Raw genomic sequence first — 25,075 nt, 5'->3', positions numbered from 1 at the left:
ATTACACAATAACGATCAATAGGGGATCCGGGTATATGTCTCTGATAGGGAATAAGGATAAGCAATCTGTTATAGCCGGTGGGCATAGATATGCTCCACCTAAGATTAGCGGCGTCCATTTCTATGAACTGGGGAATGTCTTGACACGCAGTGGTTCCCTGATGGAATTATTCCGCAATGATTGGCTTCATTTTGATATCAAGGTTAGCCAAATTAATTGGGTACAGTTAAATCCCGATGGGCTTACAGATTGGCACTGTCACTCCAAACAAACCGATCATCTAGTTGGCGTCGGCGGTAACATCAAATTGGCTTTGTGGGATGGAAGGCCGGATTCTCCTACAAAAGGAGCGTCAGAAATTATTCGTTTTGGAGCCACGCGCCCTATAATTGTGGTTGTTCCTCCTGGTGTATGGCATGGTTTACGTAACGAGAGTGGTGTATATGCCGGCTATATCAATGTGATTAACGAGCTATATAATTATGAATCTCCTGATAATTTTAGGCTCCCTAGTAGAACATCAGAAATACCGGACATTCTTTAATACACCTCTACTGCTATCGCACCCTAAAAATGTACAACTTCAAAGCAATGAGATACTTATAAATCAAAAGCTAATATATTGCCGACTATGCGATTTTCTACTCAGTTGAGAGTAATAATTCAAAATCCGTCCTGTGCTCGTAAAGTATTAAACATTACAACGCAACAACCTGCAAAAACAGCTTTTAGATAAGCTCTTTAATACCTACAAATTTAATGACAAGTTTTGGCGATAAATTCAAGCTGACATTGATCACTAACGATCCGGTTTTGGCTGCTACTGCAGATCGCTGTGGGGTTAATCGTGTAGGAGTCGATTTAGAGTATTTAGGCAAAACTGAACGTCAACAAGGCCATGACACAAGATTTTCTAACCACCAAATAAAAGATGTAGCCAGGATTGGTAGATGTATTAGTAAAGCCAAATTATTTGTTCGCCTTAATCCGATTAATGCAAAGACATCCATTGAAATTGAGGAAGTTTTGCATAGCGGGGCTAACGTTCTTATGCTGCCTTTTTTTCGCACGCCACAAGAAGTTGAAAAATTCGTTCGCCTTGTTGATGGGCGTGCTCACCTTGTTATTTTGCTTGAAACTGCCTCTGCCTTAGTGCGAGTTCGTGAAATACTCGCCATTCCTGGGCTGCAGGAAGTTATGGTTGGTCTTAATGATCTTCGCATTGAATTGGCTGTAAATAACCATTTCGAAGTGCTGGCTTCATCGATAGTTGACACAATCGCTTGGGAAGCAAACCGGGCAGGACTTGCATTTTCAGTTGGTGGAGTGGCGCGTCCAGATGACCAATCTCTATCAATTGATCCAAATTTGGTATTGGCGCAGTATCCGCGGCTCGGAGCCACAGGTGCCTGGATATCACGATCTTTTTTTCATGGCATGCCATCAGACTGGGATTTTGAACAATCAGTTTTATTTCTAAGAAAAAGACTTACAGAATGGTCTGAAACCTCGCCGGAATTAAGAGAAGAGGCTCGAAAAAAACTTGCGGATATGGCCTCTGAAATGGCTCGACAGACTTGATCGGGGGGCTCTCGTACATTCTTCCCACCAGCGCTCCCCGCCTTTATTTTCCCATAACTTGAAATCCGAATTTTTAATATCAATTAGGTTGGCTTCAAACTCTTTCCATTCGTCCCGAAATTGTTCTTCGCTCCATGAATATTGATTACCCCATCCGTTTTCCAAGTCCTTTTTTCTTTGTCTTGTCAGGTATAACTCATGACGACGCATAAGCCGTTCAAAGCCTATATGCTTATAGTGAAGGAGGCGCAACTCATCCCGATATGGGGCGATTACATTCCCAGTTGGCTGTGCACGGTGACGGCCCAATTTAAAATTGGTTGCATCGAGTTCATTAGGTGCAAATATATTCAGCTTGCTGTACTCGGAAGAAGGAGCGCCCTTTGTCAAGATTTTACAGAGTAATGAGTTGGGTTGAGGGAACACCTCGGAAAGCATTTGGTATCCCATAGCAGGAATGATTGTTACACCTTGTTTTTTTGAAACCTTGAGATAATGTTTAATATTCGGATGATACAGATGCTCATCGATATCGGTGACAATTACCCAATCAGCTACAAAGCGACTTTCTTTCCAACATTCCTCAAGAATTGCATGATTCGAGAGGATACGCGAGTCCATATCGCAGTATGTCGGCATTGATCGCACTTCGACTTTTGGATTTTTGGCTAGCTTTTCAAGCGAATCGTCCGTTGATTCATCATCGTAAATTACATAACGATCAACAAAAGGATCGTAGTGTCGAAAGAAAAAATCCAGCATTTCGCTATCGTTCCAACATCTCGTGTAAAGGTCAATTTTCATCCATGCTTTCCGTTTATCATCTCTGACTATAGTTATTTAGATAATAAACTACGGATTGACTATGACAGTTCAATTGTGGGACTAAACAGATAGCAAGCTAGCTGTTCGTAAAATAATTTTCTGCAACGGTATGGACATCGCCATCCATTCGGATTTTACCGTGCTCAAGCCAGATAGCACGGTTACAGGTTTGTAAAATAATCTCGCGTGAATGACTGGCAATAACAAGGATGTTCGTGGCTTGGACTAACTCGGCCATGCGCTTTTCAGCTTTATGCTTGAACCTTTCATCACCCACCGATAACCACTCATCCATCAAGAGGATTTCAGGGCGTAGAATAGTCGAAACTGCAAATGCCAAACGAAGGTGCATTCCACTTGAATACGTACGCATCGGCATGTCAATAAAGTTTCCTAGTTCCGAAAACTCAATAATACCGTCGATTTGTTTATTGATTTCAGCCTTGGTCATTCCTAGCAGTCCGCCGCGAAAATAGATATTTTCTCTTCCGGTAGCTTCAGGATCGATCCCGAGGGAAATGTCAATTAATGACCCAACCACACCTTTAACACACGCACTTCCCGATGAAGGCTCGTAGACACCACAGAGCAAGCGAAGCAACGTACTTTTGCCTGCGCCATTATGTCCTAAAAGCCCAACACGATCGCCATCTTTAAGGGTGAAACACAAGCCCTCCAATGCTCTGACAACAACTCGTCCTTGCCGATCAGCGCCGAGTAGTCCACCTGTTGCAACTTGCATCAGGCGCCTCTTGAGCGACCTGCTATGTGCGTTGTATATAGGGAAATCAACGGAAACGTTGTTAAATTCGATAGATGCCATGGTTCTTTCTATAGCCAGTAAGCGATACGGCATTTATAGCGGCCATATACCATTATCGACAGACTCCATCCAACCAATGCCAACCCTAGTGATACCTCCCAGTTTATCGCAGGGGGTAATTGTCCTAGCAATGGCGCACGAACAATTTCAAGCAGATGATAGGCGGGATTTAAATCGAGCAAATAAAGACCCGCTCGTTGCGGTAGAAGGTTCGGCATCCACATGATTGGCGTCAGATAGAATAGAACTTGAAGAATACTTCCAACAATTTGTGGAAGATCACGATACCTTGCACAAAGAATTCCTAGAACAAGGGCAATCCAGGTCAAATTAACAACGACCAGCAAAAGGCCAGGGATGCTAATAAATGCTATCCAGCTCAATGGCTTGCCAACGGCGAGAAATACGAGCGGAAAGATTACAATATTATGAGCCAGAATTAATATGTTACGCCAAATCATGCGTAAGACATGAACAAATAAAGGGATGGGGAGCTGTTTAATAATCGCTTCCGCTGCAATAAAACCGGTACATCCTTCGATAATGACTGAAGATATGAACCCCCAAAAAATTATACCTGTGGCAAGAAATGGCAGAAAATCAGCCATGGTAGAGTTGAAAATTTGCCCAAAAACAATCCCAATGGTGCCAATCATTACGCCCATAGTAATGGTGAGCCAGAACGGCCCCAAGGCCGACCTTTGATAACGTTGGCGAACATCCTGCCACCCGAGCATTCCAACCATGGAATAACGTCTTATTGCTAAAGCTATGTCCGATAAGGCGATAATTATTGAGCTGTTGCGCATTAGAAACACTGAGATATCTGCAATAATATTTTATTATACGCTAATTGAGGGGTATTCATTTTGAAGTCTAAATTGCCGGAATCAACGAAGCCAGTACATTACCTTGATCACTACGCCCTTCCTACCATTCGTATCGGTTATGCCGTCTGAGGCTGAGGGTCGGTGCCAGCCTGAAACAGAGCCATTCAGTTTTTGAATAGTTTGAGCACCATGGTATTTATCGATAATAAACGCCACCTCAGTGAAGCTCTTTTTCTTGATGCGTTATAAACTAATATTGACCTCTATTGATGCAAACTATACAACTTATTCGATTCAAATTTTATTTGGTGATTCTTCATTCGAAAGAAAACAGGGATTTCTGTTAAAATCTCGGTGAACCATCATGAAAACGTAACCAATTGATTAAGAATCACTTTAAAATTTATCGCCGTCTTTCATATCTCTATCCCGTTTTCTTAAAAACGCTATAAACAGTTGATTCTTACTATCAAGTCACTACAAAATAATAAGTCTATGAAAAATATACTGGTTGTATTTACCGGCGGTACTATCGGTTCTGTTGCAATTGACGGCACAATTAATACCTCCGATACCACATCATTCAAACTAATCCGGCAGTTTCAACAACATTACGAAAATCACCGGCAAATTCATTTCGACACTATTCAGCCTCTACAGGTTTTAAGCGAGAACCTTGCGCCCGGTGCCTGGAAAACCATCATTGAAGCCATTGAAGCCGCCCGGCCCGATCAATATGACGGTATCATCATGACTCACGGCACAGATACCCTGGCTTATACAGCTTGTGCGTTGAGTTTTTATTTTCATGCCGCCAAAATTCCGATGCTGCTGGTTTCCAGCGATTATCCATTGGATCATCCTAAAGCCAACGGACTTGAAAACTTTATCTGCGCTGTTGAATTTATCCGGCAAATAAACCGAACCGGCGTTTTTGTCCCCTATCGAAACCACCAACAAACGACCCAACTGCATCAAGGCAACCGCCTGGCCTGTTCTTTACAGTTAAGCGGCGATTTTTTCAGCGTTCAGGGTAAAAGTTACATGCAATTTGAAAACCGGCAGTTTTCATTATTAAATCCCCCGACACAACAAACGTCAGCACGGCGTATTCCGTTAAAGGCCGATTTTTCCGACCGCATCTTAATGGTAAAGCCCTATCCCGGACTCGATTACGCCAGATTTAACCTGGACGATGTCGATGCCGTTTTGCATGATTTATATCACTCCGGAACTGCCTGTGCATCATTGCAATGGGGTGAAAACTATTCGTTGCTTGAGTTTATAAAACGCTGCGAAAAACAAGGCATCACCGTTTATCTGGCTCCGGCGATTAAATCAGCAGACGCTTACCAAAGCACCCAAGCCTTAATTGAACAAGGTGCCAAAATAATCTGGAATATGTCGATTGAAGCCGCTTATGTAAAACTGCTGCTGGCTTATGCGAATTTTGACGATAAGCAGGAGATAATGGATTTTATTATCGAAGATATTGCCGGGGAACACCTTTAGTCACCGTTAATGAGTCTACAGAGCCATTATTTTGCGGCTGTTCGTCATAGAAACGGGGAATGACGAACAGTATCGCGGACGCCGTTATTCAGCAATAAAATGATTTTGATAATCGTCCATGGCTCGTCTAATCACTTCATGCGCTTCTTCCCGTCCATAAACATTGGTTATTTCGCAGGAGCTCTTTTCACTCGGAAGATGTTTATACGTCAGGAAATAATGTTTCAGACGGTTGATATAAGACTCAGGACAGTCTGATACGTCGTTCCATTGCCGGTAAAACTCGTCGCCTTTCATTACCGCTATAATCTTGTCGTCGGCTTCGCCACCGTCCAGCAAACGAAAACCGCCGATGGGAATCGCCTGTAAAAGAATATCGCCATGCGTCACGCTGCGTTCACTCAAAACGCAAATATCCAGCGGATCGCCATCGCCCTTGGCAACCGATTTACCCGATTTTAATTCGGCATATTCGGCAACCCGATCCGCACAATAGGTTTGCGGAATAAAGCCGTAAAGCGTGGGCACCGTGTTGGAAAACTTTTGCGGCCGATCGATTTTAAGGTACCCGGTTTCTTTGTCGATTTCATACTTAACGGTATCCGACGGAACAATTTCGATAAAGGCCGTAACGATGTCCGGTGCATGATTGCCCGGACTAATGCCGTGCCAGGGATGCGCTTTGTATTGTATATTCATGAGTAATGGTTCATTTGTTTAAAAATGGGAAATGCCTGTTTCTGTCTTGAGCGCTAAATCACTAAACAGAAATCGGTGCCTTGATATGTTCATGAGCCTGATAATCGATGACTTCAAAATCTTCGTATTGATAATCGAATATCGATTCAGGTCTACGCTTTATTTTTAATGTCGGCAGCGTGAAAGGCTTGCGGGTTAGCTGCAAGTTAGCCTGTTGCTGATGATTCAGGTAAAGATGCACGTCGCCGCCGGTCCAGATAAAATCGCCAACTTCCAAATCGCACTGCTGGGCAACCATATGCGTCAACAAGGCGTAACTGGCTATATTGAACGGCAAACCCAAAAACGTGTCGCAGCTGCGCTGATAAAGCTGACAAGACAGCTTGCCGTCGGCCACATAAAACTGAAAAAAGGCATGACAAGGCGCCAAAGCCATTTTGCCTTGCGCCACATTCTGCTGGGGACTAATACTTTCATCCGGCAAATCCGCGACATTCCAGGCGGAAACGATAATCCGGCGGCTGTTGGGCGTTTTTTTAAGTTGGTCGATAACTTGCTGAATCTGGTCGATATGCCGACCGTCCGGTGTCGGCCACGAGCGCCATTGATGACCGTACACTGGGCCTAACTCACCGTTTTCATCAGCCCATTCATTCCAGATGTTGACATTATGCTGATGCAAAAAATTCAGGTTAGTGTCGCCTTTTAAAAACCAAATTAATTCATAAATTATTGATTTTAAATGTATCTTTTTGGTGGTAACCAGCGGAAACCCTTCCGCCAGCGGAAAACGCATCTGGTGACCGAAAATCGACAGCGTGCCGCTACCCGTTCTGTCGCCTTTTGGGTTTCCCTCAGCCAGGATTTTATCGAATAATTCTAAATATTGCTTCATGCGTTTTTTTCATGACTATTGGTTTTTAACAAAATTTACGGGTCAGTTTGGTGTTGTTATCTCGACATGGATTATCCTGATTAGCAAGATGCTTCAGCTAGCGCCAAAAAGCTCGTCATTCTGGCAGGGATGCCGGAATCCAGTCACATGGATGTGAGACTATGGCTTGGGATCAAGCCTAAATCATGCCACAGCGGTATCGGTAAAGTTACCATCCCTGGCTCTGGATACTGGCATCCCTGCCAGTATGACGGTGCTAGCTGAAGCAGCTTGCTAATCAAGTGGATTATTACCTTTATGTCGTCTCCTTCAATAAATTATTGGATTTTTGTGCATAACTGTCCACTTAATCCAGATGCTGGATTAAATTTTGCTTGGGTTTAAATCGGCCACGTAATCGCCGAACTCGCGATAAGAATCACATCATAATAACGGTTATCGCCAACTTTTTTCCAAGACTGCATAAACATGCCGATGCTGTTTATTGATGCACCTGGAAATCGCTCCTTTAGAACAACCCTGTTTAAATGGTAGACACATACACTCAAAATTACACTATCGATCCCACTGGAACTTGAGGGTAGATTCTGTAAAAAGCCTGCTTGAATGCTTTAATCAAGGCTTCCAGCGCAATAAATGCCAAGCAAATATCCCAATAGATAGACCGGGCATTGACGCTTTCTTTGATCAACAGGGTTTTGCCCGTTACCACGAACGTTATCTTCCAAATAAACACCTGTGTCAGCTTTGGACCGAGGCTGCGTCAAAACGTAAAATCCCTCACTCTGATGGAGATCATAAACTGATTATCACCTTAATTACACTACGAAGTGGTGCTAACCGTTGAAATTTTACCATGTTTGACAAGTAGATGGAGTAAATGCCGCCGCTTTAGATTTTGCTTGTGCGTTTTGACACGGCCTGGGCCGTTAGATGATTTTTTGCGGCGGACGTCAGCTAATCAACTGAACTTCCCCGTTTCATCCAGAATCAAAATTAAGCAAACTTTCGGTCTGTTTAAACATAGCGCTTGTACAGTATAGATACAGTTCACGTTCGGTATCCCTGCAATTCCCGCCTCATGGACAGAGCGTTGCACGATAGTTGTTATCCCTTATCAGTATTCGTACCAATAGATATTTTGTCGTAGCAGAGTCTATATTATCAACTACTAATTAAATCACGGTTAAGATCACATAGAGAAATCTCTCAGAATAAACTACCGTTTTATCTTGGGTTTTTTAAATTTTTTCAAAATATTAGACACCGATAAAAGCCTTTTTAGATTCCCATATTAATGATTCTCATGAAGTCCGTTGGTCATCGATATTTGCTTATCAACACACTACGCTACGCCAAGAATGTAAACGAAGCTCTTTCTGAAACTTAGTATTGGTGTACAACTTAAAAAATATTATTAAAAACCAATATGAATCAATCTGAATTACTGTCATGGAAAAATAGCAATAAGGAAGAATTAAACAGTATAAAAAACTGGATAAGCGAATTCTTATGTAACCCTCATCCATCATTAGGACGTACAGGCAATGTTTGCCCATTCGCTAGAGAAGCCATTGATAAAGATAGCATTTACTTTACATTAGAGAATTCTTTTTACTTGGATAAAGAGCATGAGATAAAAAAAATAACCAATCAAATTAGACTATTTAAAGAACTAAAAATTGATAATAATGAAGATTATAAAGTAATAATAAACGCTTACCCTTATATTAATAAAAGTGAATATAATAAAATTGAATTAATCCAAAATGAATTAAAACCAGTATTTGTCGAAGAAAGTTTAATGATTGGACAATTTTATCCTGGATGCAAAGAAAAAGGACTTTGGAATGATAACTTTTTCCCTCTTGATAGCCCTATAAGCTTCTTGGCTATCAGAAATATGGCAATAACTGATATTGCTTTTTTAATGTCAAATAATTATTTTATAGAAAAATATTTACAGCACTTCGGAAAAAGAGGGGAGGATTTTTTAAAAAAACTTATGGAGCGTAATAAATCGATATAATTAAACAGGGATAGGGATAAGCACTCCCCTTTCTTCATCTTGTCCGGGTCGATCTGTAAGTTATTGGTTGATGATGCGTTACTGAGAATTGATATTTTCGTTTTCAAACTAATAATGAACGGGCACTTACAACACTTATAATAACTTTAAATATCATCATATATTATTATGCTATCAAAAATATATACAATAAAAGAAAATCTTTATGTTAACTCTCTATATATAGATAAATTAGGGCTATCATTTAATCAATTTATAGTAGTATCAAAAGATAAAAATATAACCATAATAGAAACCGGCTTTAGAAAAAATTTCAATGAGTTATGTAAAAACATGACATTTATTGGGTTACTTCCTGAAAACATAGAAAATATAATAGTACCGCACTTCGAAGCGGATGAAATGGGAGCTGTGCCTGAAATATTAAAGGTATCAAATAAAAAAGTAAATATATATGCTCATCCTATTTGCACATTTGGTTTAAATGATATTTTTAATACAAAAGCAAAACCCGTAAAAGATAATGAGATTATATCTATCTTTGAAGGATGCTCTTTAAAGTTTATACATACAAAACATGTTCATCAATGGGATAGCTTAGTCGTTTATTGGGTCGAACAAAAAATATTATTTTCTTCTGATCTGTTCATACAAGGCGGCGAATTTACGGGTATAAATACGAACAATTGCATTTCAGAAATAGTTGATTCAATAAAAAAAGATGACTATTTACCTTCGCATACTCATCTAGTTAATGCTTTAAATAAAATAAATGAAAATGAAATAGAAATTATTTTACCAATGCATGGATCAGGGCTATCAGATAATATTGATTTTTATATAGACTCATTAAAAAATTTAAACTTTGAGTAATTATTCACATTCATAACTTATTAAAAGCCCGCTTGGAACTGAACGCGTTGCCAGGACACTAACCAATTTTTTAGGCAATGGACAGTTCTATTTATACTATCCATTGACTTAATACTTGGGCTTGATTGAAATATATTGCTAATCAAATAAGGCAATAAGCTTTAGCTGATGGTTGTTTAGTTATTTTGGGACATTGGCTTTATGCGCAAAGTAGAATAAAGTAGCACCGATCAAGATCATCGGGGTTGACAGTATCTGTCCCATAGTCAGCCAGTCCAAGGCTATATAGCCTAATTGCACGTCAGGCATCCTGAAAAACTCCACAAAAAATCTAAAGCAGCCATAAAAAAACAGTGCCATGCCGGTCGTAGCCATAACCGGTCTCGGTTTGCTGGAATACACCCAGAGTATGGCGAACAGCACAACACCCTCTAAAAAGGCTTCATACAATTGCGAAGGATGACGGGCTAACGGGCCGCCGTTAGGAAAGACCATTGCCCAAGACACATCGGTGGGTCGGCCCCATAATTCTGAATTGATAAAATTACCGATACGACCGGCTGCCAAACCTATAGGCGCCAGCGGTGCGATAATATCAGTCAATTGCAACATGCTGCATTGCTGCTTTTTTGCGAATAACCACATCGCGATAAAAACACCCAACATGCCGCCATGAAAGGACATGCCGCCCTGCCATATTTTAATCAGGATCAGCGGATTGCTGAGAAATCCTTCAAAATTATAAAACAGGATATAGCCGATCCTGCCGCCGAGAATGACGCCGAACGCGCCGTAAGTAACCAAGTCTTCTATGGCTTCCGGTTTAATCGGCGACCACGGTTGTTCGGCGCGTTTTTGCCCTAAAAACCACACGGCGGCAAAACCGATCAGATACATCAGGCCGTACCAGTGAATCTTTACCGGGCCTAAGCTTACAGCGATGGGATCAATTTGTGGAAAATTCAGCATAATTAAACATCCAGATTAGTTACATCCAACGCATTTTTAACGATGAAGTCCCGACGCGGCTCGACCACGTCTCCCATTAACGTGGTGAAAATCTCATCGGCAGCAATCACGTCTTCGATCCTGACTTGCAGCAAACGGCGGTTATTCGCATCCAGCGTGGTTTCCCACAGCTGTTCGGGATTCATTTCACCCAAACCTTTGTAACGCTGGATATGCTGGCCTTTTTTGATTTCCTTCATCATCCATTCAAAAGCCTGTTTAAAGTTGCTGACCGGCTGCTGTCTTTCGCCCATTTGCATGAATGAGCCTTCGTTAAACATGCCAGCTGTATCCGCTGCATATTGCGCAATTTTTTGATAATCCTTGCCATTGAAAAAGGTTGACGGCAACACAAAGGTTTTAGTGATTGCATGCAGGCGCTTGTTAACCACGACGGAAAAATCATTGCTTGTTTTGTAGTCCAGCTCAATGGTGTATATCGCCTTACTGTCGCAATCTGTCAGCTTTTTCTCCATGATGACAAACCAAGCGGCAAGCTTTTGCTGATCCTGCTTGAGCTCGTCGCTGATCACATCCATATAGGCAAACTGTTCCAGAAAAATCTCATCGTAACGTCTGGATAAGCGATTATTGATACCATCTACTTCAGTAAACAGTTTAGCCAGTTTTTCCAGGCCCTGCCCTTGAATTGGCGGCGCCGATACATCGGTAAAAAGCTGGGCTTTATCCAAGGCGAGTTGAATCAGGTATTCATTCAACTGGGCATCGTCTTTAACGTAATGCTCTTGTTTGCCTTTTTTAACTTTATACAACGGCGGCTGGGCAATATAGATATAGCCTTTTTCAACGATCTCGGGCAATTGGCGATAAAAGAAGGTCAGCAACAAGGTTCTGATGTGCGATCCATCGACGTCCGCATCGGTCATGATGATAATGCGGTGATAACGCAATTTAGCCAGATTGTATTCGTCCTTGCCTATGCCGCAGCCTAACGCGGTAATTAATGTTCCGACTTCTTCCGATGAAATCATTTTGTCGAAGCGGGCTTTCTCGACGTTAAGAATTTTCCCCTTTAACGGCAGGATAGCTTGGGTGCGACGGTCTCTGCCCTGCTTTGCCGATCCGCCCGCAGAATCCCCTTCCACCAGGAACAGTTCGGATAATGCGGGATCTTTTTCCTGACAATCCGCCAGTTTGCCCGGTAATCCGGCAATATCCAGCGTGGTTTTACGACGCGTCAAATCACGCGCTTTACGGGCCGCTTCTCTGGCACGGGCGGCCTCGACAATCTTGCCGACGATGGCTTTGGCTATTTGCGGTTTTTCCAGCAAAAACTCCTGTAACTTTTCGTTCATCGTCGATTCGACTATCGGCTTAATTTCCGAAGAAACCAGCTTGTCTTTTGTTTGTGAGGAAAACTTGGGATCAGGGACCTTAACTGAAAGCACTGCGGTTAAACCTTCCCGTGCATCATCGCCGGTAGTCTGTACTTTTTCTTTTTTGGCTAAACCGCTGGATTCGATGTATTGATTGATGGTTCGTGTCAAAGCGCCCCTGAAACCGGCCAAATGACTGCCGCCATCACGCTGCGGAATATTGTTGGTATAGCAAAAAACGTTTTCCTGGTACGAGTCATTCCACTGCATAGCCACTTCAACGACAACACCTTCCTTTTCCGCTGTAAAGTGGAATACCTCTGGAAATAACGGCGTTTTGTTTTTATTCAAATGCACAACAAAAGCGCCTATGCCGCCTTCAAATTCGAATACATCCTGTCTGTCTGTACGTTCATCTTCCAGGCTGATGCGTACGCCGGAATTCAGGAAGGATAATTCTCTAAGTCTTTTCGCCAGGATGTCGTAATGAAACTCGACATCGGTAAACGTTTCCGTACTGGGCTTAAAATTTATTAAAGTGCCGGAGCCTTCGGCAGACCCTACTGCGGCCATTGGAGCAACAGGATTACCCATACGATACTGCTGCTTATAAAGCTGACCATTCTTGCGGACCTCAAGATTCAACTCCTCGGATAAGGCATTCACAACCGAGACCCCAACGCCGTGCAAACCGCCGCTTACCTTGTAAGCGTTGTCATCAAATTTACCGCCGGCATGCAGCACCGTCATAATAACTTCTGCTGCCGATCTTCCCTCCTCCTTATGAATATCGACCGGAATGCCCCGGCCATCATCAGAAACAGAGACTGAGCCATTGCTGTGAATAATCACCCTGACTTCTTTACAATAGCCTGCTAAGGCCTCATCAATTGAGTTATCAACGACTTCAAAAACCATGTGGTGTAATCCGGAACCGTCATCCGTATCACCGATATACATGCCCGGTCTTTTTCTTACAGCATCCAACCCTTTTAACACTTGAATGTTAGTGCTGTCGTATTCAGGCACGGCAGTTATTATAGCGGCCGTTGTTTGGCTTGACGTTTCGACAACTTGATCAATGGAGTTACTCATGATTGTTTTTTTCCTATTGGTTGCGAATGTTCCACGTGGAACATTACACGGGTTTTATGGTGCCATGTTCCACGTGGAACATTTTGTAATTTTTTATCTGACTTAAATCGCCAAAATCTTGTGTTGCTGTAGCTGTTATAAATACTTGGCATGCCATCTCTGACAAATAGCGCAATAATTTAGCACGGTTAACTACGTCAAGTTCAGCTGCGAAATCGTCAATCAATATGCAGCCGGTCTGGCTCTGTTCATTGGCAAGCAACTGAACCTGTGCCAATTTTAAGCTCATAACCAATAGCTTTAACTGGCCGCGTGACACAAAATCCTTTGCTAACCGGTTATTGACCAATAATTGAAAATCCCCTCGATGCGGTCCGCTATGGGTAAATCCGTAGCGTAAGTCTTTGTCTTGGTCTTCAATTAAAACCCGGCTGAATTCTTTAGCCGTATCCCAACCGGACACAAGCCGCAAGTCGATTCCATCAAGGGCGAGAAATCTGCTGATAATCTCAATAAAAACAGGCTTGAATTTTTCTAAATATTGCTGACGGTAGCTATCGACTATTGTACCGTAATACACAAGTTCATTATCCCAAACATTGAGTTGTTCAAGTCGTCTTGTTTTTAACAGTGCATTGCGTTGGGACAAGGCTTTTTTAAATCTGCGCCAGGCAGGTAAGAAGTTTTGATCATTATTAAAAACGCCCCAATCTAAAAACTCTCTTCTGATTTGGGATCCGGCATCGAGTAATTCATAGCTTTTGGGATGAATAAGCTGCAATGGCAATGCATAAGCCAGATCCGAGCGTTTTTGTGTTGATTGCTGATTGATGTGAATTTCAATATTTTTACCATCCAGTTGTATCCCTAAATGCAAGCGACTCCCATTTTCCTGCAAGATTTGCGCTGAAACTACCAGATGATTTTGTGTAAAATTGATAACGGACTTGATCGCTGAAGAACGAAAAGATTTCGCTCTTCCCAAAATAAAAATAGCTTCAATGAGTGCGCTTTTTCCACTGGCATTTTCTCCAACAACAAGATTAATCGCCGGCGAAGGGTTGATAGATTCTTTTTGGATATTCCTAACTCCGTAAATATCCAGTTTCAACAAACTCATAACTGCAATATTACAGTCTCATGGGCATAACAATAAACTTATACCCGCAATCACCAGGCTCATCTATAAAACAACTGCTGGCATTGCTCGCAATGGTCAGAACCGCAAGCTCGGAATCCAGGTTTGAAACAGCATCCAGTAAATATTGCGCATTAAAAGCAATCGTTAACGGTTCACCCGTGTATTCAATAAACAGTTCTTCCTCAGCTTCATCATGCTCGGGATTATGAGTGCTGATTTTCAGGCTGTCAGATTTAATGTCAAAGGTCACGCCCTTGAATTTTTCATTCGACAAGATAGCGACACGAGTCAATGCTTCTTTCAATATCTGCTTTTGAATATGGATTTGGTTAAAAAATTCTTGCTGGAAAACTTTGCCGAAATCAGGATATTTAGAGTCCACCAGTTTCGCCGAGAAAATCAGGTTCTTGATAAAAATTCTAATATTGTTGCTGGAAAACTCAACTTTCAATTCAGCTTCCGAGTCGTCCAGCAAGCGACTCAGTTCAAGAACGCCTTTTCTGGGCAAAATAATTCGGGCTTCAAAACCGGTCGCCTGATCAAGATTATCCTCATAAATGGACAAGCGGTGTCCATCCGATGCAACCAGTTTCAACTTACTGTTGGATACATTAAGCAATAAGCCGTTCAGGTAATAACGAACATCCTGATTGGCCATGCAAAAAACCGTCTTATCGAGTGCTTTTTTAAATTTGCCGGCATTGATGAACAAATGATTCTCTAATTCGGATTCAGCAAATTCAGGATAATTATCTGCAGGCAAACAACTCAAGGAAAAACGGCTGCGACTGGAGGCGATTTTTACTTTATCGTCCTGCAACTCAAATTTTATTTCGGCTCCGTTAGGTAGAAGCCTGCAAATATCCAGGAATTTTCTGGCCGGTACCGTAATCGACCCCGGCGTAGCTGTTGCGATATTGATTTTAGCGATGATCTGAATTTCCAGATCAGTACCCGTCAAAATAAGTTCATCTTTATCAATAACCATTAGGACATTGGAAAGAATAGGCATCGTTTGCCTTTTCTCTATCACGCTGACTATTTGCTGCAAAGGGGCCAGGATTTCTTCTCTATTAATAATAAATTTCATAAAAGAATATTTTTCTATTATTACTACTAGCTTAAAAGGAACCTGTTGAAAACAGATTTTTATCCTTAATAATCAATTAGTTGTGTTGTTATAAACAATGTGGTTAAGGGTGCTGGTTTAACGTGTACGGATTGTAGTTAACTAAATGATGTTAGTAAAAGTACATTTTATCCACAGGTTGTTCCCCGTCAATGTGACAGGGTTCTCAACAGGTTCGAATAATCTTCAGCAATCTTGTTGTCAGCTTCTTTTAGCTCGGCAATTCGTTTGCAGGCGTTCATTACTGTTGTATGATCACGACCGCCAAATGCATCGCCAATTTCAGGAAAGCTGTGCGATGTCAGTTCTCTGGCCAGGCACATAGCCATTTGTCGCGGTCGGGTAATCGATTGTTTTCTATTTTTAGACGACAAATCGGCAACTCGAATTTTAAAATATTCGGCAACCGTTTTCTGGATATTGTCGATATTAACGAGTTTGTCCTGCAAGGAAATTAAATCATGCAGCGCTTCCTTGGTGAATTCGATAGTAATTTCACGACCGGTAAACTGTGCGTTGGCAATGACTCGTCTTAGAGCGCCTTCCAGATCCCGAACGTTGGAGGGGATTCTTTTAGCGATAAAAAAAGCCACATCCTGGGCTAGTTCAATATTAACAAAAGCCGCCTTCTTCATTAAAATAGCGGCTCTGGTTTCCATATCCGGGGGCTCGATTAGAACAGGAAGTCCCCAGCCAAACCGTGATTTTAAGCGGTCTTCAAGACCTATGATTTCTTTGGGATATTTGTCGCAGGTTAAAATCACCTGATGTTTCTTTTCCAACAGCGTATTGAACGTATGAAAGAACTCTTCCTGCGAGCGTTCCTTGCCGGCAAAAAATTGAATGTCGTCAATTAGCAGCACATCAACGCCCCGATAAAACTCCTTGAACGCATTGATCGAATTTTGCTGCAATGCCTTAACCATATCCTGAACGAATTTTTCAGAGTGCAGATAAACGACGGTCGCGGAAGGATTTTTTTGTAAAACGGCATTGCCTATTGCGTGCATCATGTGGGTTTTACCCAAACCTGAACTGCCGTAAATAAGTAATGGGTTATAAGCCTTGCCGATGTTCTCGGAAACCTGCATTGAAGCAGCCCTTGCCAACTGATTGGATTTACCTTCAACAAAACTGTCGAAAGTAAATGCCTTATTCAGGAAGTTGGGGCTGGTTTTTTGAGTTCCGGCAGGCTTGGCTACTTTTGCAGCCGTTGCAACGGACGAATTTCTGGAACCGATTTCCAGGCTCAAATTTAATGTGCCGTTAGAAAACTCATGAATGGTCTCTTCAATTTTTGCAAAGTGATGCTCTTTAACCCAGTCCAGTACAAAACGGTTGGGCGCTAATAATTTTATTTGTTCATCGCTTTCTATGGCCTGAAGGGGCCGTATCCATGTACTGAAGTCAGAACCTGAAATTTCATTTTCAAGTTTAGAAAGGCAGTTGTTCCAAATTGAGCTCATTGAAATAGTAAAAAGTTGATTAAAATTAATAGTGTAATTTTGCTTTTTATCACTATACAGCAATAAAACATTGCGCTACAGAATTGACAGGCCTAATGGTTTATTTTATCATCCGCTGTCTTTTTTATCTGTTTTTGTTAACACTCATCCGATCAGGCCTTAAGTAAAATGAAAAGAACATACCAACCAAGTAAAATCAAACGCGCAAGAACCCACGGTTTTCGTGCAAGAATGGCAACCGTAGGCGGCCGTAAAGTTCTCAATGCTCGCAGAGCAAAAGGTCGCGCCCAGTTAACCGTTTAGTTGACGGTTGGTGGCTGAAGAAGTTTTTAGTTTCCCCCCGCAGTTACGGTTAAAAAAACCGGCTGAATATAAAAAGGTTTTTGCTAAGCCTGTAAAATCAAGTGACCAATATTTTACCCTATTAGCCATAAGAAATGATTTCGATCATCCGCGGCTAGGCTTGGCAATTGCTAAAAAAAATATAAGAAAGGCAGTGCAAAGGAATGTAATTAAACGAACTGTCCGGGAAAACTTTAGAATAAAACAACATGGCTTGGGAAATATTGATATTGTTGTTTTGGCTCGTAGAGAAGCCGTAGATGCTCCGCTGGATTTGTTAAGAAAATCATTGGAAAGGCATTGGCTTAAGCTGGTATCCCGATGCGATTCATACTCATAGCAATTATAAAGTTTTATAAATACTTTATTAGCCCTCTGCTAGGCGATAGATGTCGTTTCTATCCAAGTTGTTCAAGTTATTCTCTGGAAGCGCTTCAGCTCCACGGGGCCATTATCGGCTCTTATCTCTCCCTCAAAAGATTATTGAAATGCCATCCGTTCCATGAAGGTGGCATTGATCCCGTTCCGGAAAAATTTGGTAATAAGAATGGATAATATAAGATTTGTACTGATCGTTACTTTTGCAATGCTTGTTTTTATGCTGCAACAAGCCTGGCAACTGGATTATGGCCCGAAACCTGAAGTTGCCGCTATTACAGACACTGTAGCCGCCAATACCAAAGAAGATTTACCTTCTGCCACAGGTGCATCGGCGCAAACAGAACCGGCAGAGCAAAATACCGCAGCCGTTCCATTGTCAACAGTTTCATCTGCCAATGTCATTACCGTTAAAACCGATGTGCTTGCGCTCCAAATTGATCCGAAAGGGGGCACAATCCAGAATCTGGATTTACTGAACTACCCGATAGAAAAATCCAACACTGTCGTAGATAAGCTACGAACAATGGTCGGTTTATCCGTTGCGGAAAAAAACACCGCTCCAGTACGCTTATTCGACAGTAGTCAGGAAAAATTATTTGTTGCGCAAAGCGGTTTAATTGCCGACAGCGGTTTTGCAATTGCGCCGAGCCACCACAGCGTATTTAAAAATGAAGCGACCAGTTACGATCTAAAACCGGGGCAAGACAGTTTAACGGTACCCTTAACATGGACTGATAATAATGGCCTGACTATTACCAAACTGTTTACCTTTAAACGCGGCAGTTATGAAATAACACTGGAACAAAAAGTAAAAAATGATTCCGGTAAGCCCTGGTCAGGCAGACAATACAGTCAGCTGCTTAAAGCACCGGATACCGGCAGCAAAGGAGGGATGCTGACTGGCGGTATGAGAGCTTATGACGGCGGCGTTATTTATACCGAAAAAGAAAAATACCAAAAAATAAGCTTTGATGACATGGTTGATGAAAATCTTGATGTGGCAACCAAAGGCGGTTGGACAGCAATGATTCAGCATTATTTTGCTTCTGCGTGGATTCCACCGGCCGATCAGGAAAATCATTTCTATACCAAGTCATTGAGTGACGGACAATATGTTATCGGAACTTATTCTCCACCGGTTACCGTTAACGCAAATTCAGACGCTCAATTTGTTGCCAAATTATTCGCCGGTCCTAAAATCCAGCCGATGATGGAAAACATAGCGCCGGGTCTTGAGTTGACTGTTGATTACAGCTTTTTAACCTTTATCGGCAAACCCATTTATTGGTTATTGAACCAGATCCACGATGCTGCCGGTAACTGGGGCGTAGCCATTATCGGCGTAACACTGTGTATTAAATTACTGTTTTTTCCATTGTCGCAATCCAGCTATAAATCAATGGCCAAGATGCGCAAAATTCAGCCGCGTCTTAAAGAACTGCAAGAACGATTTGCTGATGACAGACAGCGTTTCAACACCGAAATGATGGCCCTGTATAAAAAAGAAAAGGTCAATCCATTGGGCGGCTGCTTGCCTATCTTGGTGCAGATTCCGGTGTTTATGTGTTTATACTGGGTATTGAGCGAAACCGTCGAATTTCGTCAGGCGCCTTTCATGTTATGGATACAGGACTTATCGATACAGGACCCGTTTTATGTATTGCCGGTCATCATGGGTATCACCATGAAAATTCAGCAAGGCTTAAATCCTGCGCCGATTGATCCGATACAGGCTAAAGTGATGAAGATGTTCCCGATCGTCTTTACCATATTCTTCCTGTTTTTCCCGGCCGGTCTGGTTTTATACTGGGTAGTCAACAATACCCTGTCTATTATTCAACAGTCGTATATCACCAAGCAAATAGCTAAAATGCCATAGGCTTAAGTGGACATAGAAAACCGAGATACCATTGCAGCCATTGCGACACCGCCAGGGAATGGCGGTGTCGGCATCATTCGCATTTCGGGGGCATTGGTTCCCGAAATCGCCAAACACCTCGTCAATAAAACGTTAATTCCCAGACTGGCCCAATATTCATCGTTTACCGATGACAACGGCTCGGTCATCGATTCCGGCATCAGCCTCTATTTTCCTGCTCCGGCTTCATACACCGGTGAAGACATACTCGAACTTCAAGGTCACGGCGGCTCGGTTGTATTGGACATGCTGTTGCGGCGGGTTTTATCGTTGGGCGCACGCTTAGCCAACCCCGGTGAATTTACCGAACGCGCCTTTCTTAATGACAAACTCGATTTAGCTCAAGCTGAAGCTGTCGCCGACTTGATTGAAAGCAGCACCGAACAATCGGTCCGCTCGGCGCAAAAATCGATGCAGGGCGTTTTTTCAGTACAGATCAATGAGCTGGTCGAAGAACTGACCGAGCTCAGAACCTACGTCGAAGCAGCTATCGATTTTGTCGATGAGGAAATCGATTTTTTGACCGATGGCGTGGTCGAAAACCGGATTGTCAACATACTGCACCGCATCGAACAAATCCAAAAAACCGCACAACAGGGACGCTTATTGCGCGACGGCATGACCGTCGTCTTGGCAGGCAAACCCAACGCCGGAAAATCCAGCCTGCTTAATGCGCTGGCCGGACACGAAGCCGCGATAGTCACCGACATAGCCGGAACCACCCGCGACGTGTTAAAAGAGCGCATCCAGCTGGACGGCATGCCCCTGCATATCATCGACACCGCAGGCCTGCGCGAAAGCGACAATCCGATAGAACAAGAAGGCATCCGCAGGGCTCACCAGGAAATCAAAAACGCCGATAAAATCTTATTGCTGATCGATGCAAGAGACCCGGAAGTTGAGTCGATATTAACAACACTGCCATCCGGCAACATCACCCGAATCTACAACAAAATAGACCTGTTAGGGTTAGAACCGGAAATAAAACAAACCGAGTCCGGCACCCAAATCTACCTGTCGATAAAAACCGGCAGCGGCATGGAACTGTTGAAAGAACACCTCAAACAGAGCGTCGGTTTTAACGAGGCTACCGATAACGTTTTTATCGCCCGAAGACGGCATATCGAAGCCTTGAGCAAAGGCCATGAGTTTGTCGAAAGCGCTTTAGACCAGTTAAGAGGCAGCCAAGCCGGAGAACTGGTCGCGGAAGATTTAAGACAGGCTCAAAACAGCCTTGCGGAAATTACCGGAAAATTCACCTCGGATGATTTACTCGGGAAAATATTTTCCAGTTTTTGCATCGGAAAGTAATAGTTTAAATAATTAGCCCTTCTAAGCCTCCCCAAAGAAAATTAAAGGCTTTACAAATTAACCTACGTTTAGCCCAAGTTGCAGCAAAATAGTTTTTACCAGAGAATGTTTCATAGTCAGTTTTAATCAGTTCGCAAGGAACCCCATCAATAGGGAAATACCATGAGCTATAACGAACAAGAAACCCGCTATTACCTGATTGATCCGGTACTTCGCGAAAAAGGGTATGACGATCATTCCAAACTCAAACTTGAAACGCCTGCGCCGGTAGAAGCCATCGGCCATAAAGGCCGTCGGCGCGCAGGCGGCGGCCGCACCGATTACCTGCTTTGCGTACAAGCAGGCGACATGCCTAAGCCGTTACCGGTCGGCGTATTGGAAGCCAAAAAACAATCGGAAGACCCGCTCAAAGGCATGCAGCAAGCCAAAGGTTATTCCGAATGCAGCCGCTTTAACGTTCAGTATGTGTTTGCCACCAACGGCCATTTGTACGGCGAATACCATAAAATCAGCGGCTTGCAGGCCGGGCCGCATTCACTCAAAGACCATTTTCCCAGCCACGATGACTTAACCCGACGTTATGCCAACGATACGGGAATTGATATTGGCAAACCCGAATCGGCCTTGTTATTCATGGCCGACAGTCCGGCTTATCCTAAAGCCCGTTATTATCAGGATGCCGCGATTCGCGCCTGTTTTGAAAAAATTCTGCGTTGCGAACAAAATGGGCAGCCCAGTCGAGTGTTGTTGTCATTAGCCACCGGGGCCGGTAAAACCGTCATTGCGGCAAACCTGTTGTGGCGCTTGCATCAAGCTCAGCGTTTGCCTAAACCGGCCTTATTTCTTTGCGATCGGGACGAACTACGCGAACAGGGTTACAACAAACTCAAAGCAGTCTTCGGTGACAATGCTCGTATCGTTACTAACAGCAAAGGGGAAAACAGCGCAAAAAATGCCCGGATTCATATCGCCACTTATCAAACTTTAGGTCTGGATGACGAAGACAATGACACAACCAGCTTTCTTAGCGAACATTACCCTCCCGATGCTTTCAGCATGATTATCATTGACGAATGTCATCGTTCCGCCTGGGGCCGTTGGTCGGAAGTGTTACTGCGCAATCCCAATGCGGTGCAGATTGGCTTGACCGCCACGCCCCGACAACTGCGCGAATCTAAAACGCAAAACAAAGATGATGCCCTGATCACCGCCAACAACCTAAAGTATTTTGGCGAACCGGTTTACGAATACAACCTGATCCAAGCCCAAGAAGACGGGTATCTGGCCGCCTGCGAAATCGTCAAACGCAAGGCCTCGATAGACGGCAAAACTTTTACCAGCGACGAAGTGCTCAAAGCCAACCCAATTGATGCCAAAACCGGCAGAGAAATCAGGCAAGAAGAAATCAAAGACCAATACACGTCCCGGCATTTCGACAGCCAACTACTGATGCCGGAACGCATTGCGGCCATGTGCGAGGATTTGTTCAAGCAGCTTTGCCTGCACGGCGGTCCCGAGCAAAAAGCGATTATTTTCTGCACCCGCGAAATCCACGCCGATCGTGTAGCGATGCAGATGAACAACCTTTACAGCCAATGGTGCAAACAACAGGGCCGCACCGCCAAAGAACATTACGCGTTCAAATGCATGGGCACCGCTAACGGCGGGCGCGAGATGATCGAACCGATGCGCGGCTCCGGCGAACGGGCCTTTATCGCCTGTACCGTCGATTTGTTGGCGACCGGCGTCGATATAGAACGGCTCAATGCGGTGGTGTTTTTTCGTTATCTCGAATCCAGCATCCTGTTTTACCAAATGCTCGGACGCGGCACACGCATCGACGAAGTCACACAAAAATACAAATTCTGGCTGTACGACTACACCGGCGTAACCGATTTGTTCGGCACCGATTTCATTACCGCGCACAGTTCAGGTAGAAAGAAAACCGGCGGCGGTGGCGAAGACGGCGGGGATGGTGGCGAGGGAGGAGACGAACCGCCGGTGATTCAAATTGACGGGCAAACTGTCAGCGTCAACTCCGAAGGCCGATTTATCCTGACCCGCCGCGAAGGCCGGGATGTGAAAATCCCGATAGAAGAATACCGTCGGGAAATGCTGCAACAGGTGCTACGCGAAGCGGGCAACTTGCAGGATTTCCGGCAACTGTGGATAGAAAACAAAAAACGCCGCGACTTGATCGATCATTTGCTGGGCGAAAACTACTCGCCCGAAGTCTTACGGGAACTGGAAGAAATGCAGGATTTTGATTATTACGACATGTTCGCCCACCACGGCTATCGCGCCCAAGCCTTGAAACGGCAGGAGCGCGGCCAAGGTTATCTCGACCGGAATCTACCCTGGTTCGAAGACATGCCGAGCGATACTGCGGTTGTGCTGAAAGGCTTCGGTCATCAGTTTGGCTTGGGCGGCACCGAGGCATTGGAATCTGACTCGCTCTGGCAAGTGCCGGAAATCAGCCGGGCTGGGGGATTGGCGGCATTGAAAAAATGGGGACAACCGGGTGCGGTTATATTGGAAGCTAAAGGAAGGTTATTTGGGATATGAATAAGCTCAAGCTTTTAGATTTACTTGAATCATGGGACGCTGGAGCGTGGGGCGAATCGGCAATAGATCAGGCAACCGCTGTTTCAGTATTGAGGTCTACAAACTTTCTAAATTCAGGAGAATTAGCTTTAAAGAACCAAGCATTGTTGGATATTCCAGATGTGATTTACGAGAAGAAAAAGCTTTTTCTGAATGATATTTTACTTGAAAGGTCAGGGGGTGGTGAAAAACAGCCAGTAGGGAGAGTAGCGATTTTCAAAGAGGAAGGGAGATTTATTTGTGGTAATTTTATTTCGTGTTTAAGAGTTAAAAAAAGCGTTGTTGAACCTGAATATTTGTTACTAAGACTACTAAATGTTCATTGGAGCGGACAGACTGAAAAATTTCAAACTGCTACGACGGGAATTAGAAATTTGCAGATGAAGGAATACTTAAATCAAGAATTAGTAATTCCCGATATTGAAGAACAGTGCCAAATAACCACTAAACTTAAAGCCCAACTCGCCGAAGTAGAAACCGCCCGCAAAGCCTTAGAATTACAACAACAGGAAATCGTCAATCTGGCGAATGCTTATATCCGCGAAAGCATTGAACAATCGCCGGTCACCGAAACCCGTTTGGGCGAGGTGTTGGCAGAAGTCAAAAAAGGCATAGGCGAAACCTGGGCGGATTACCCGGTATTGGGTGCAACCCGTGGCGGCTTAGCCGCAGCTAAAACCGTAGGAGCGGGCCGTGCCCGCGATTTGAGTCACGTTGAAGCCCAATCGCGGGCACGGCCCGCTCCTACGACGACGAGAGAACCGCCGGGCAAACAGCCGCAACGCTACAAGCCGGTATTTTGCGGCACGGTTTTTTATAACCCGATGCGTATCTTGATCGGCTCGATTGCCTTTGTCGATGACGACGATGAACCCGGAATCACCAGCCCGGATTATGTCGCCTTGCAAGGCAAAGCCGGGCTGGTCGATTCGCGCTGGTTTTATTATTGGCTCAGGTCGCCTTATGGCGAGCAATGCATCAATTCATTGGCGCGCGGCGCGGTACGGGAACGAATGTTGTTTAATCGGCTGGCGGAAGGTTCGATTTTGCTGCCGCCTTATCAAGAACAGCTCAGGGTGTCTAAAGCCTTGGCAACGTTAAAGTCGGTTAAATCAGCGATGCAAGAACAGTTGAATGAGCTTAATAAAATCCCTGAACGCTTACTCGCCAAAGCTTTTGAGCAGAAATAAGAATGCGATGTGTCAATAAATTCGTTGTAGGAGCGGGCCGTGCCCGCGATCTGAGTCATGCCTAGCCCCATTCGCGGGCACGGCC

23 protein-coding genes are annotated in these 25,075 nt (G+C 43.6%); 12 read left to right on the top strand and 11 right to left on the bottom strand.

What is annotated here, in order from left to right:
* Positions 1 to 35 precede the first annotated feature (35 nt).
* Both Q8L79_RS02905 and Q8L79_RS02900 read left to right on the top strand, forming a co-directional pair.
* Positions 36 to 545, top strand: coding sequence for a cupin domain-containing protein (locus Q8L79_RS02905; RefSeq protein WP_305267866.1), 510 nt, complete (start codon positions 36 to 38; stop codon positions 543 to 545).
* 215 nt (positions 546 to 760) lie between these two features.
* A complete protein-coding gene (locus Q8L79_RS02900) occupies positions 761 to 1,582 on the top strand; it encodes an aldolase/citrate lyase family protein (protein ID WP_305267865.1) in 822 nt (273 codons plus the stop codon).
* Here the strand turns inward: Q8L79_RS02900 and Q8L79_RS02895 are convergent.
* The 3 genes from Q8L79_RS02895 to Q8L79_RS02885 all read right to left on the bottom strand — a co-directional run bounded on the left by Q8L79_RS02895 (position 1,520) and on the right by Q8L79_RS02885 (position 4,039).
* A complete protein-coding gene (locus Q8L79_RS02895) occupies positions 1,520 to 2,386 on the bottom strand; it encodes a glycosyltransferase family 2 protein (RefSeq protein ID WP_305267864.1) in 867 nt (288 codons plus the stop codon). The genes Q8L79_RS02900 and Q8L79_RS02895 overlap by 63 nt on opposite strands.
* 97 nt (positions 2,387 to 2,483) lie before the next feature.
* Complete coding sequence (locus tag Q8L79_RS02890; RefSeq protein WP_305267862.1) at positions 2,484 to 3,149, bottom strand: ABC transporter ATP-binding protein; 666 nt, start codon at positions 3,147 to 3,149, stop codon at positions 2,484 to 2,486.
* Positions 3,150 to 3,238: 89 nt separating this feature from the next.
* A complete protein-coding gene (locus Q8L79_RS02885) occupies positions 3,239 to 4,039 on the bottom strand; it encodes an ABC transporter permease (protein ID WP_305267860.1) in 801 nt (266 codons plus the stop codon).
* A 516-nt stretch (positions 4,040 to 4,555) separates the two neighbouring features.
* Here Q8L79_RS02885 and Q8L79_RS02880 point away from each other — a divergent pair.
* A complete protein-coding gene (locus Q8L79_RS02880; RefSeq protein WP_305267859.1) occupies positions 4,556 to 5,572 on the top strand; it encodes an asparaginase in 1,017 nt (338 codons plus the stop codon).
* An 84-nt stretch (positions 5,573 to 5,656) separates the two neighbouring features.
* On the opposite strand, the gene Q8L79_RS02875 is transcribed toward Q8L79_RS02880, so the two are convergent.
* The 3 genes from Q8L79_RS02875 to Q8L79_RS02865 all read right to left on the bottom strand — a co-directional run bounded on the left by Q8L79_RS02875 (position 5,657) and on the right by Q8L79_RS02865 (position 7,878).
* Positions 5,657 to 6,271: an inorganic pyrophosphatase gene (locus tag Q8L79_RS02875; protein ID WP_305267857.1), complete on the bottom strand. Its 615-nt coding sequence runs from the start codon at positions 6,269 to 6,271 to the stop codon at positions 5,657 to 5,659.
* Between the two features lie 61 nt (positions 6,272 to 6,332).
* A complete protein-coding gene (gene thyA, locus Q8L79_RS02870) occupies positions 6,333 to 7,166 on the bottom strand; it encodes a thymidylate synthase (protein ID WP_305267855.1) in 834 nt (277 codons plus the stop codon).
* A gap of 550 nt (positions 7,167 to 7,716) precedes the next feature.
* Entirely contained in the window at positions 7,717 to 7,878 is a 162-nt protein-coding gene (locus Q8L79_RS02865; protein WP_305267854.1) for a hypothetical protein, read from the bottom strand.
* A gap of 717 nt (positions 7,879 to 8,595) precedes the next feature.
* Between Q8L79_RS02865 and Q8L79_RS02860 the strand changes: the two genes are divergently transcribed.
* Entirely contained in the window at positions 8,596 to 9,195 is a 600-nt protein-coding gene (locus Q8L79_RS02860) for a DUF6875 domain-containing protein (RefSeq protein WP_305267852.1), read from the top strand.
* A 168-nt stretch (positions 9,196 to 9,363) separates the two neighbouring features.
* Positions 9,364 to 10,068: an MBL fold metallo-hydrolase gene (locus Q8L79_RS02855; RefSeq protein WP_305267850.1), complete on the top strand. Its 705-nt coding sequence runs from the start codon at positions 9,364 to 9,366 to the stop codon at positions 10,066 to 10,068.
* Positions 10,069 to 10,248: 180 nt separating this feature from the next.
* Here the strand turns inward: Q8L79_RS02855 and lgt are convergent, their stop codons facing one another.
* The 5 genes from lgt to dnaA all read right to left on the bottom strand — a co-directional run bounded on the left by lgt (position 10,249) and on the right by dnaA (position 17,244).
* On the bottom strand, positions 10,249 to 11,037 hold the full coding sequence (lgt, locus tag Q8L79_RS02850; protein WP_305267849.1) for a prolipoprotein diacylglyceryl transferase: 789 nt from the start codon (positions 11,035 to 11,037) through the stop codon (positions 10,249 to 10,251).
* Between the two features lie 2 nt (positions 11,038 to 11,039).
* Positions 11,040 to 13,508: a DNA topoisomerase (ATP-hydrolyzing) subunit B gene (gyrB, locus tag Q8L79_RS02845; protein ID WP_305267847.1), complete on the bottom strand. Its 2,469-nt coding sequence runs from the start codon at positions 13,506 to 13,508 to the stop codon at positions 11,040 to 11,042.
* 43 nt (positions 13,509 to 13,551) lie between these two features.
* The gene (recF, locus tag Q8L79_RS02840; protein ID WP_305267846.1) at positions 13,552 to 14,628 is read right to left on the bottom strand and encodes a DNA replication/repair protein RecF; all 1,077 of its coding nucleotides are present in this window, start codon (positions 14,626 to 14,628) and stop codon (positions 13,552 to 13,554) included.
* 10 nt (positions 14,629 to 14,638) lie between these two features.
* A complete protein-coding gene (gene dnaN / locus Q8L79_RS02835) occupies positions 14,639 to 15,739 on the bottom strand; it encodes a DNA polymerase III subunit beta (RefSeq protein ID WP_305267845.1) in 1,101 nt (366 codons plus the stop codon).
* A 188-nt stretch (positions 15,740 to 15,927) separates the two neighbouring features.
* Positions 15,928 to 17,244, bottom strand: coding sequence for a chromosomal replication initiator protein DnaA (dnaA, locus tag Q8L79_RS02830; protein ID WP_305267844.1), 1,317 nt, complete (start codon positions 17,242 to 17,244; stop codon positions 15,928 to 15,930).
* Positions 17,245 to 17,412: 168 nt separating this feature from the next.
* On the opposite strand from dnaA, the gene rpmH reads away from it, so the two are divergent.
* The 7 genes from rpmH (at position 17,413) to Q8L79_RS02795 (ending at position 24,990) form a co-directional block, all read left to right on the top strand.
* On the top strand, positions 17,413 to 17,547 hold the full coding sequence (rpmH, locus tag Q8L79_RS02825; RefSeq protein ID WP_104427604.1) for a 50S ribosomal protein L34: 135 nt from the start codon (positions 17,413 to 17,415) through the stop codon (positions 17,545 to 17,547).
* A gap of 10 nt (positions 17,548 to 17,557) precedes the next feature.
* Entirely contained in the window at positions 17,558 to 17,926 is a 369-nt protein-coding gene (rnpA, locus tag Q8L79_RS02820) for a ribonuclease P protein component (protein ID WP_305267840.1), read from the top strand.
* On the top strand, positions 17,908 to 18,141 hold the full coding sequence (gene yidD, locus Q8L79_RS02815; RefSeq protein ID WP_081466894.1) for a membrane protein insertion efficiency factor YidD: 234 nt from the start codon (positions 17,908 to 17,910) through the stop codon (positions 18,139 to 18,141). Before rnpA ends, yidD begins: the two co-directional genes overlap by 19 nt.
* Complete coding sequence (gene yidC / locus Q8L79_RS02810; RefSeq protein WP_305267836.1) at positions 18,134 to 19,846, top strand: membrane protein insertase YidC; 1,713 nt, start codon at positions 18,134 to 18,136, stop codon at positions 19,844 to 19,846. Before yidD ends, yidC begins: the two co-directional genes overlap by 8 nt.
* A 6-nt stretch (positions 19,847 to 19,852) precedes the next feature.
* Positions 19,853 to 21,196 carry a tRNA uridine-5-carboxymethylaminomethyl(34) synthesis GTPase MnmE gene (gene mnmE, locus Q8L79_RS02805; protein WP_305267834.1) on the top strand — a complete coding sequence of 448 codons (1,344 nt, stop codon included), beginning with the start codon at positions 19,853 to 19,855 and terminating at the stop codon, positions 21,194 to 21,196.
* Between the two features lie 162 nt (positions 21,197 to 21,358).
* On the top strand, positions 21,359 to 23,761 hold the full coding sequence (locus Q8L79_RS02800; protein ID WP_305267832.1) for a DEAD/DEAH box helicase family protein: 2,403 nt from the start codon (positions 21,359 to 21,361) through the stop codon (positions 23,759 to 23,761).
* Positions 23,758 to 24,990 (top strand): restriction endonuclease subunit S, encoded by a 1,233-nt coding sequence (locus Q8L79_RS02795; protein ID WP_305267830.1) that lies wholly within the window; start codon positions 23,758 to 23,760, stop codon positions 24,988 to 24,990. The genes Q8L79_RS02800 and Q8L79_RS02795 overlap by 4 nt, the downstream gene beginning before the upstream one ends.
* Positions 24,991 to 25,075: the final 85 nt, after the last annotated feature.

This window comes from Methylobacter sp. (assembly GCF_030680395.1).
Taxonomy (GTDB): domain Bacteria; phylum Pseudomonadota; class Gammaproteobacteria; order Methylococcales; family Methylomonadaceae; genus Methylobacter_A.
This window is presented reverse-complemented; position numbering and strand designations above follow the sequence as displayed.

Bases quoted from the DNA above. Each gene is read 5' to 3' on its own strand.
- Q8L79_RS02905 (WP_305267866.1), top strand. From the start codon at position 36: ATGTCTCTGATAGGGAATAAGGATAAGCAATCTGTTATAGCCGGTGGG.
- Q8L79_RS02900 (WP_305267865.1), top strand. From the start codon at position 761: ATGACAAGTTTTGGCGATAAATTCAAGCTGACATTGATCACTAACGAT.
- Q8L79_RS02895 (WP_305267864.1), bottom strand. From the start codon at position 2,386: ATGAAAATTGACCTTTACACGAGATGTTGGAACGATAGCGAAATGCTG.
- Q8L79_RS02890 (WP_305267862.1), bottom strand. From the start codon at position 3,149: ATGCAAGTTGCAACAGGTGGACTACTCGGCGCTGATCGGCAAGGACGA.
- Q8L79_RS02885 (WP_305267860.1), bottom strand. From the start codon at position 4,039: ATGCGCAACAGCTCAATAATTATCGCCTTATCGGACATAGCTTTAGCA.
- Q8L79_RS02880 (WP_305267859.1), top strand. From the start codon at position 4,556: ATGAAAAATATACTGGTTGTATTTACCGGCGGTACTATCGGTTCTGTT.
- Q8L79_RS02875 (WP_305267857.1), bottom strand. From the start codon at position 6,271: ATGAATATACAATACAAAGCGCATCCCTGGCACGGCATTAGTCCGGGC.
- thyA (WP_305267855.1), bottom strand. From the start codon at position 7,166: ATGAAGCAATATTTAGAATTATTCGATAAAATCCTGGCTGAGGGAAAC.
- Q8L79_RS02860 (WP_305267852.1), top strand. From the start codon at position 8,596: ATGAATCAATCTGAATTACTGTCATGGAAAAATAGCAATAAGGAAGAA.
- Q8L79_RS02855 (WP_305267850.1), top strand. From the start codon at position 9,364: ATGCTATCAAAAATATATACAATAAAAGAAAATCTTTATGTTAACTCT.
- lgt (WP_305267849.1), bottom strand. From the start codon at position 11,037: ATGCTGAATTTTCCACAAATTGATCCCATCGCTGTAAGCTTAGGCCCG.
- gyrB (WP_305267847.1), bottom strand. From the start codon at position 13,508: ATGAGTAACTCCATTGATCAAGTTGTCGAAACGTCAAGCCAAACAACG.
- recF (WP_305267846.1), bottom strand. From the start codon at position 14,628: ATGAGTTTGTTGAAACTGGATATTTACGGAGTTAGGAATATCCAAAAA.
- dnaN (WP_305267845.1), bottom strand. From the start codon at position 15,739: ATGAAATTTATTATTAATAGAGAAGAAATCCTGGCCCCTTTGCAGCAA.
- dnaA (WP_305267844.1), bottom strand. From the start codon at position 17,244: ATGAGCTCAATTTGGAACAACTGCCTTTCTAAACTTGAAAATGAAATT.
- rpmH (WP_104427604.1), top strand. From the start codon at position 17,413: ATGAAAAGAACATACCAACCAAGTAAAATCAAACGCGCAAGAACCCAC.
- yidD (WP_081466894.1), top strand. From the start codon at position 17,908: ATGCGATTCATACTCATAGCAATTATAAAGTTTTATAAATACTTTATT.
- yidC (WP_305267836.1), top strand. From the start codon at position 18,134: ATGGATAATATAAGATTTGTACTGATCGTTACTTTTGCAATGCTTGTT.
- Q8L79_RS02800 (WP_305267832.1), top strand. From the start codon at position 21,359: ATGAGCTATAACGAACAAGAAACCCGCTATTACCTGATTGATCCGGTA.
- Q8L79_RS02795 (WP_305267830.1), top strand. From the start codon at position 23,758: ATGAATAAGCTCAAGCTTTTAGATTTACTTGAATCATGGGACGCTGGA.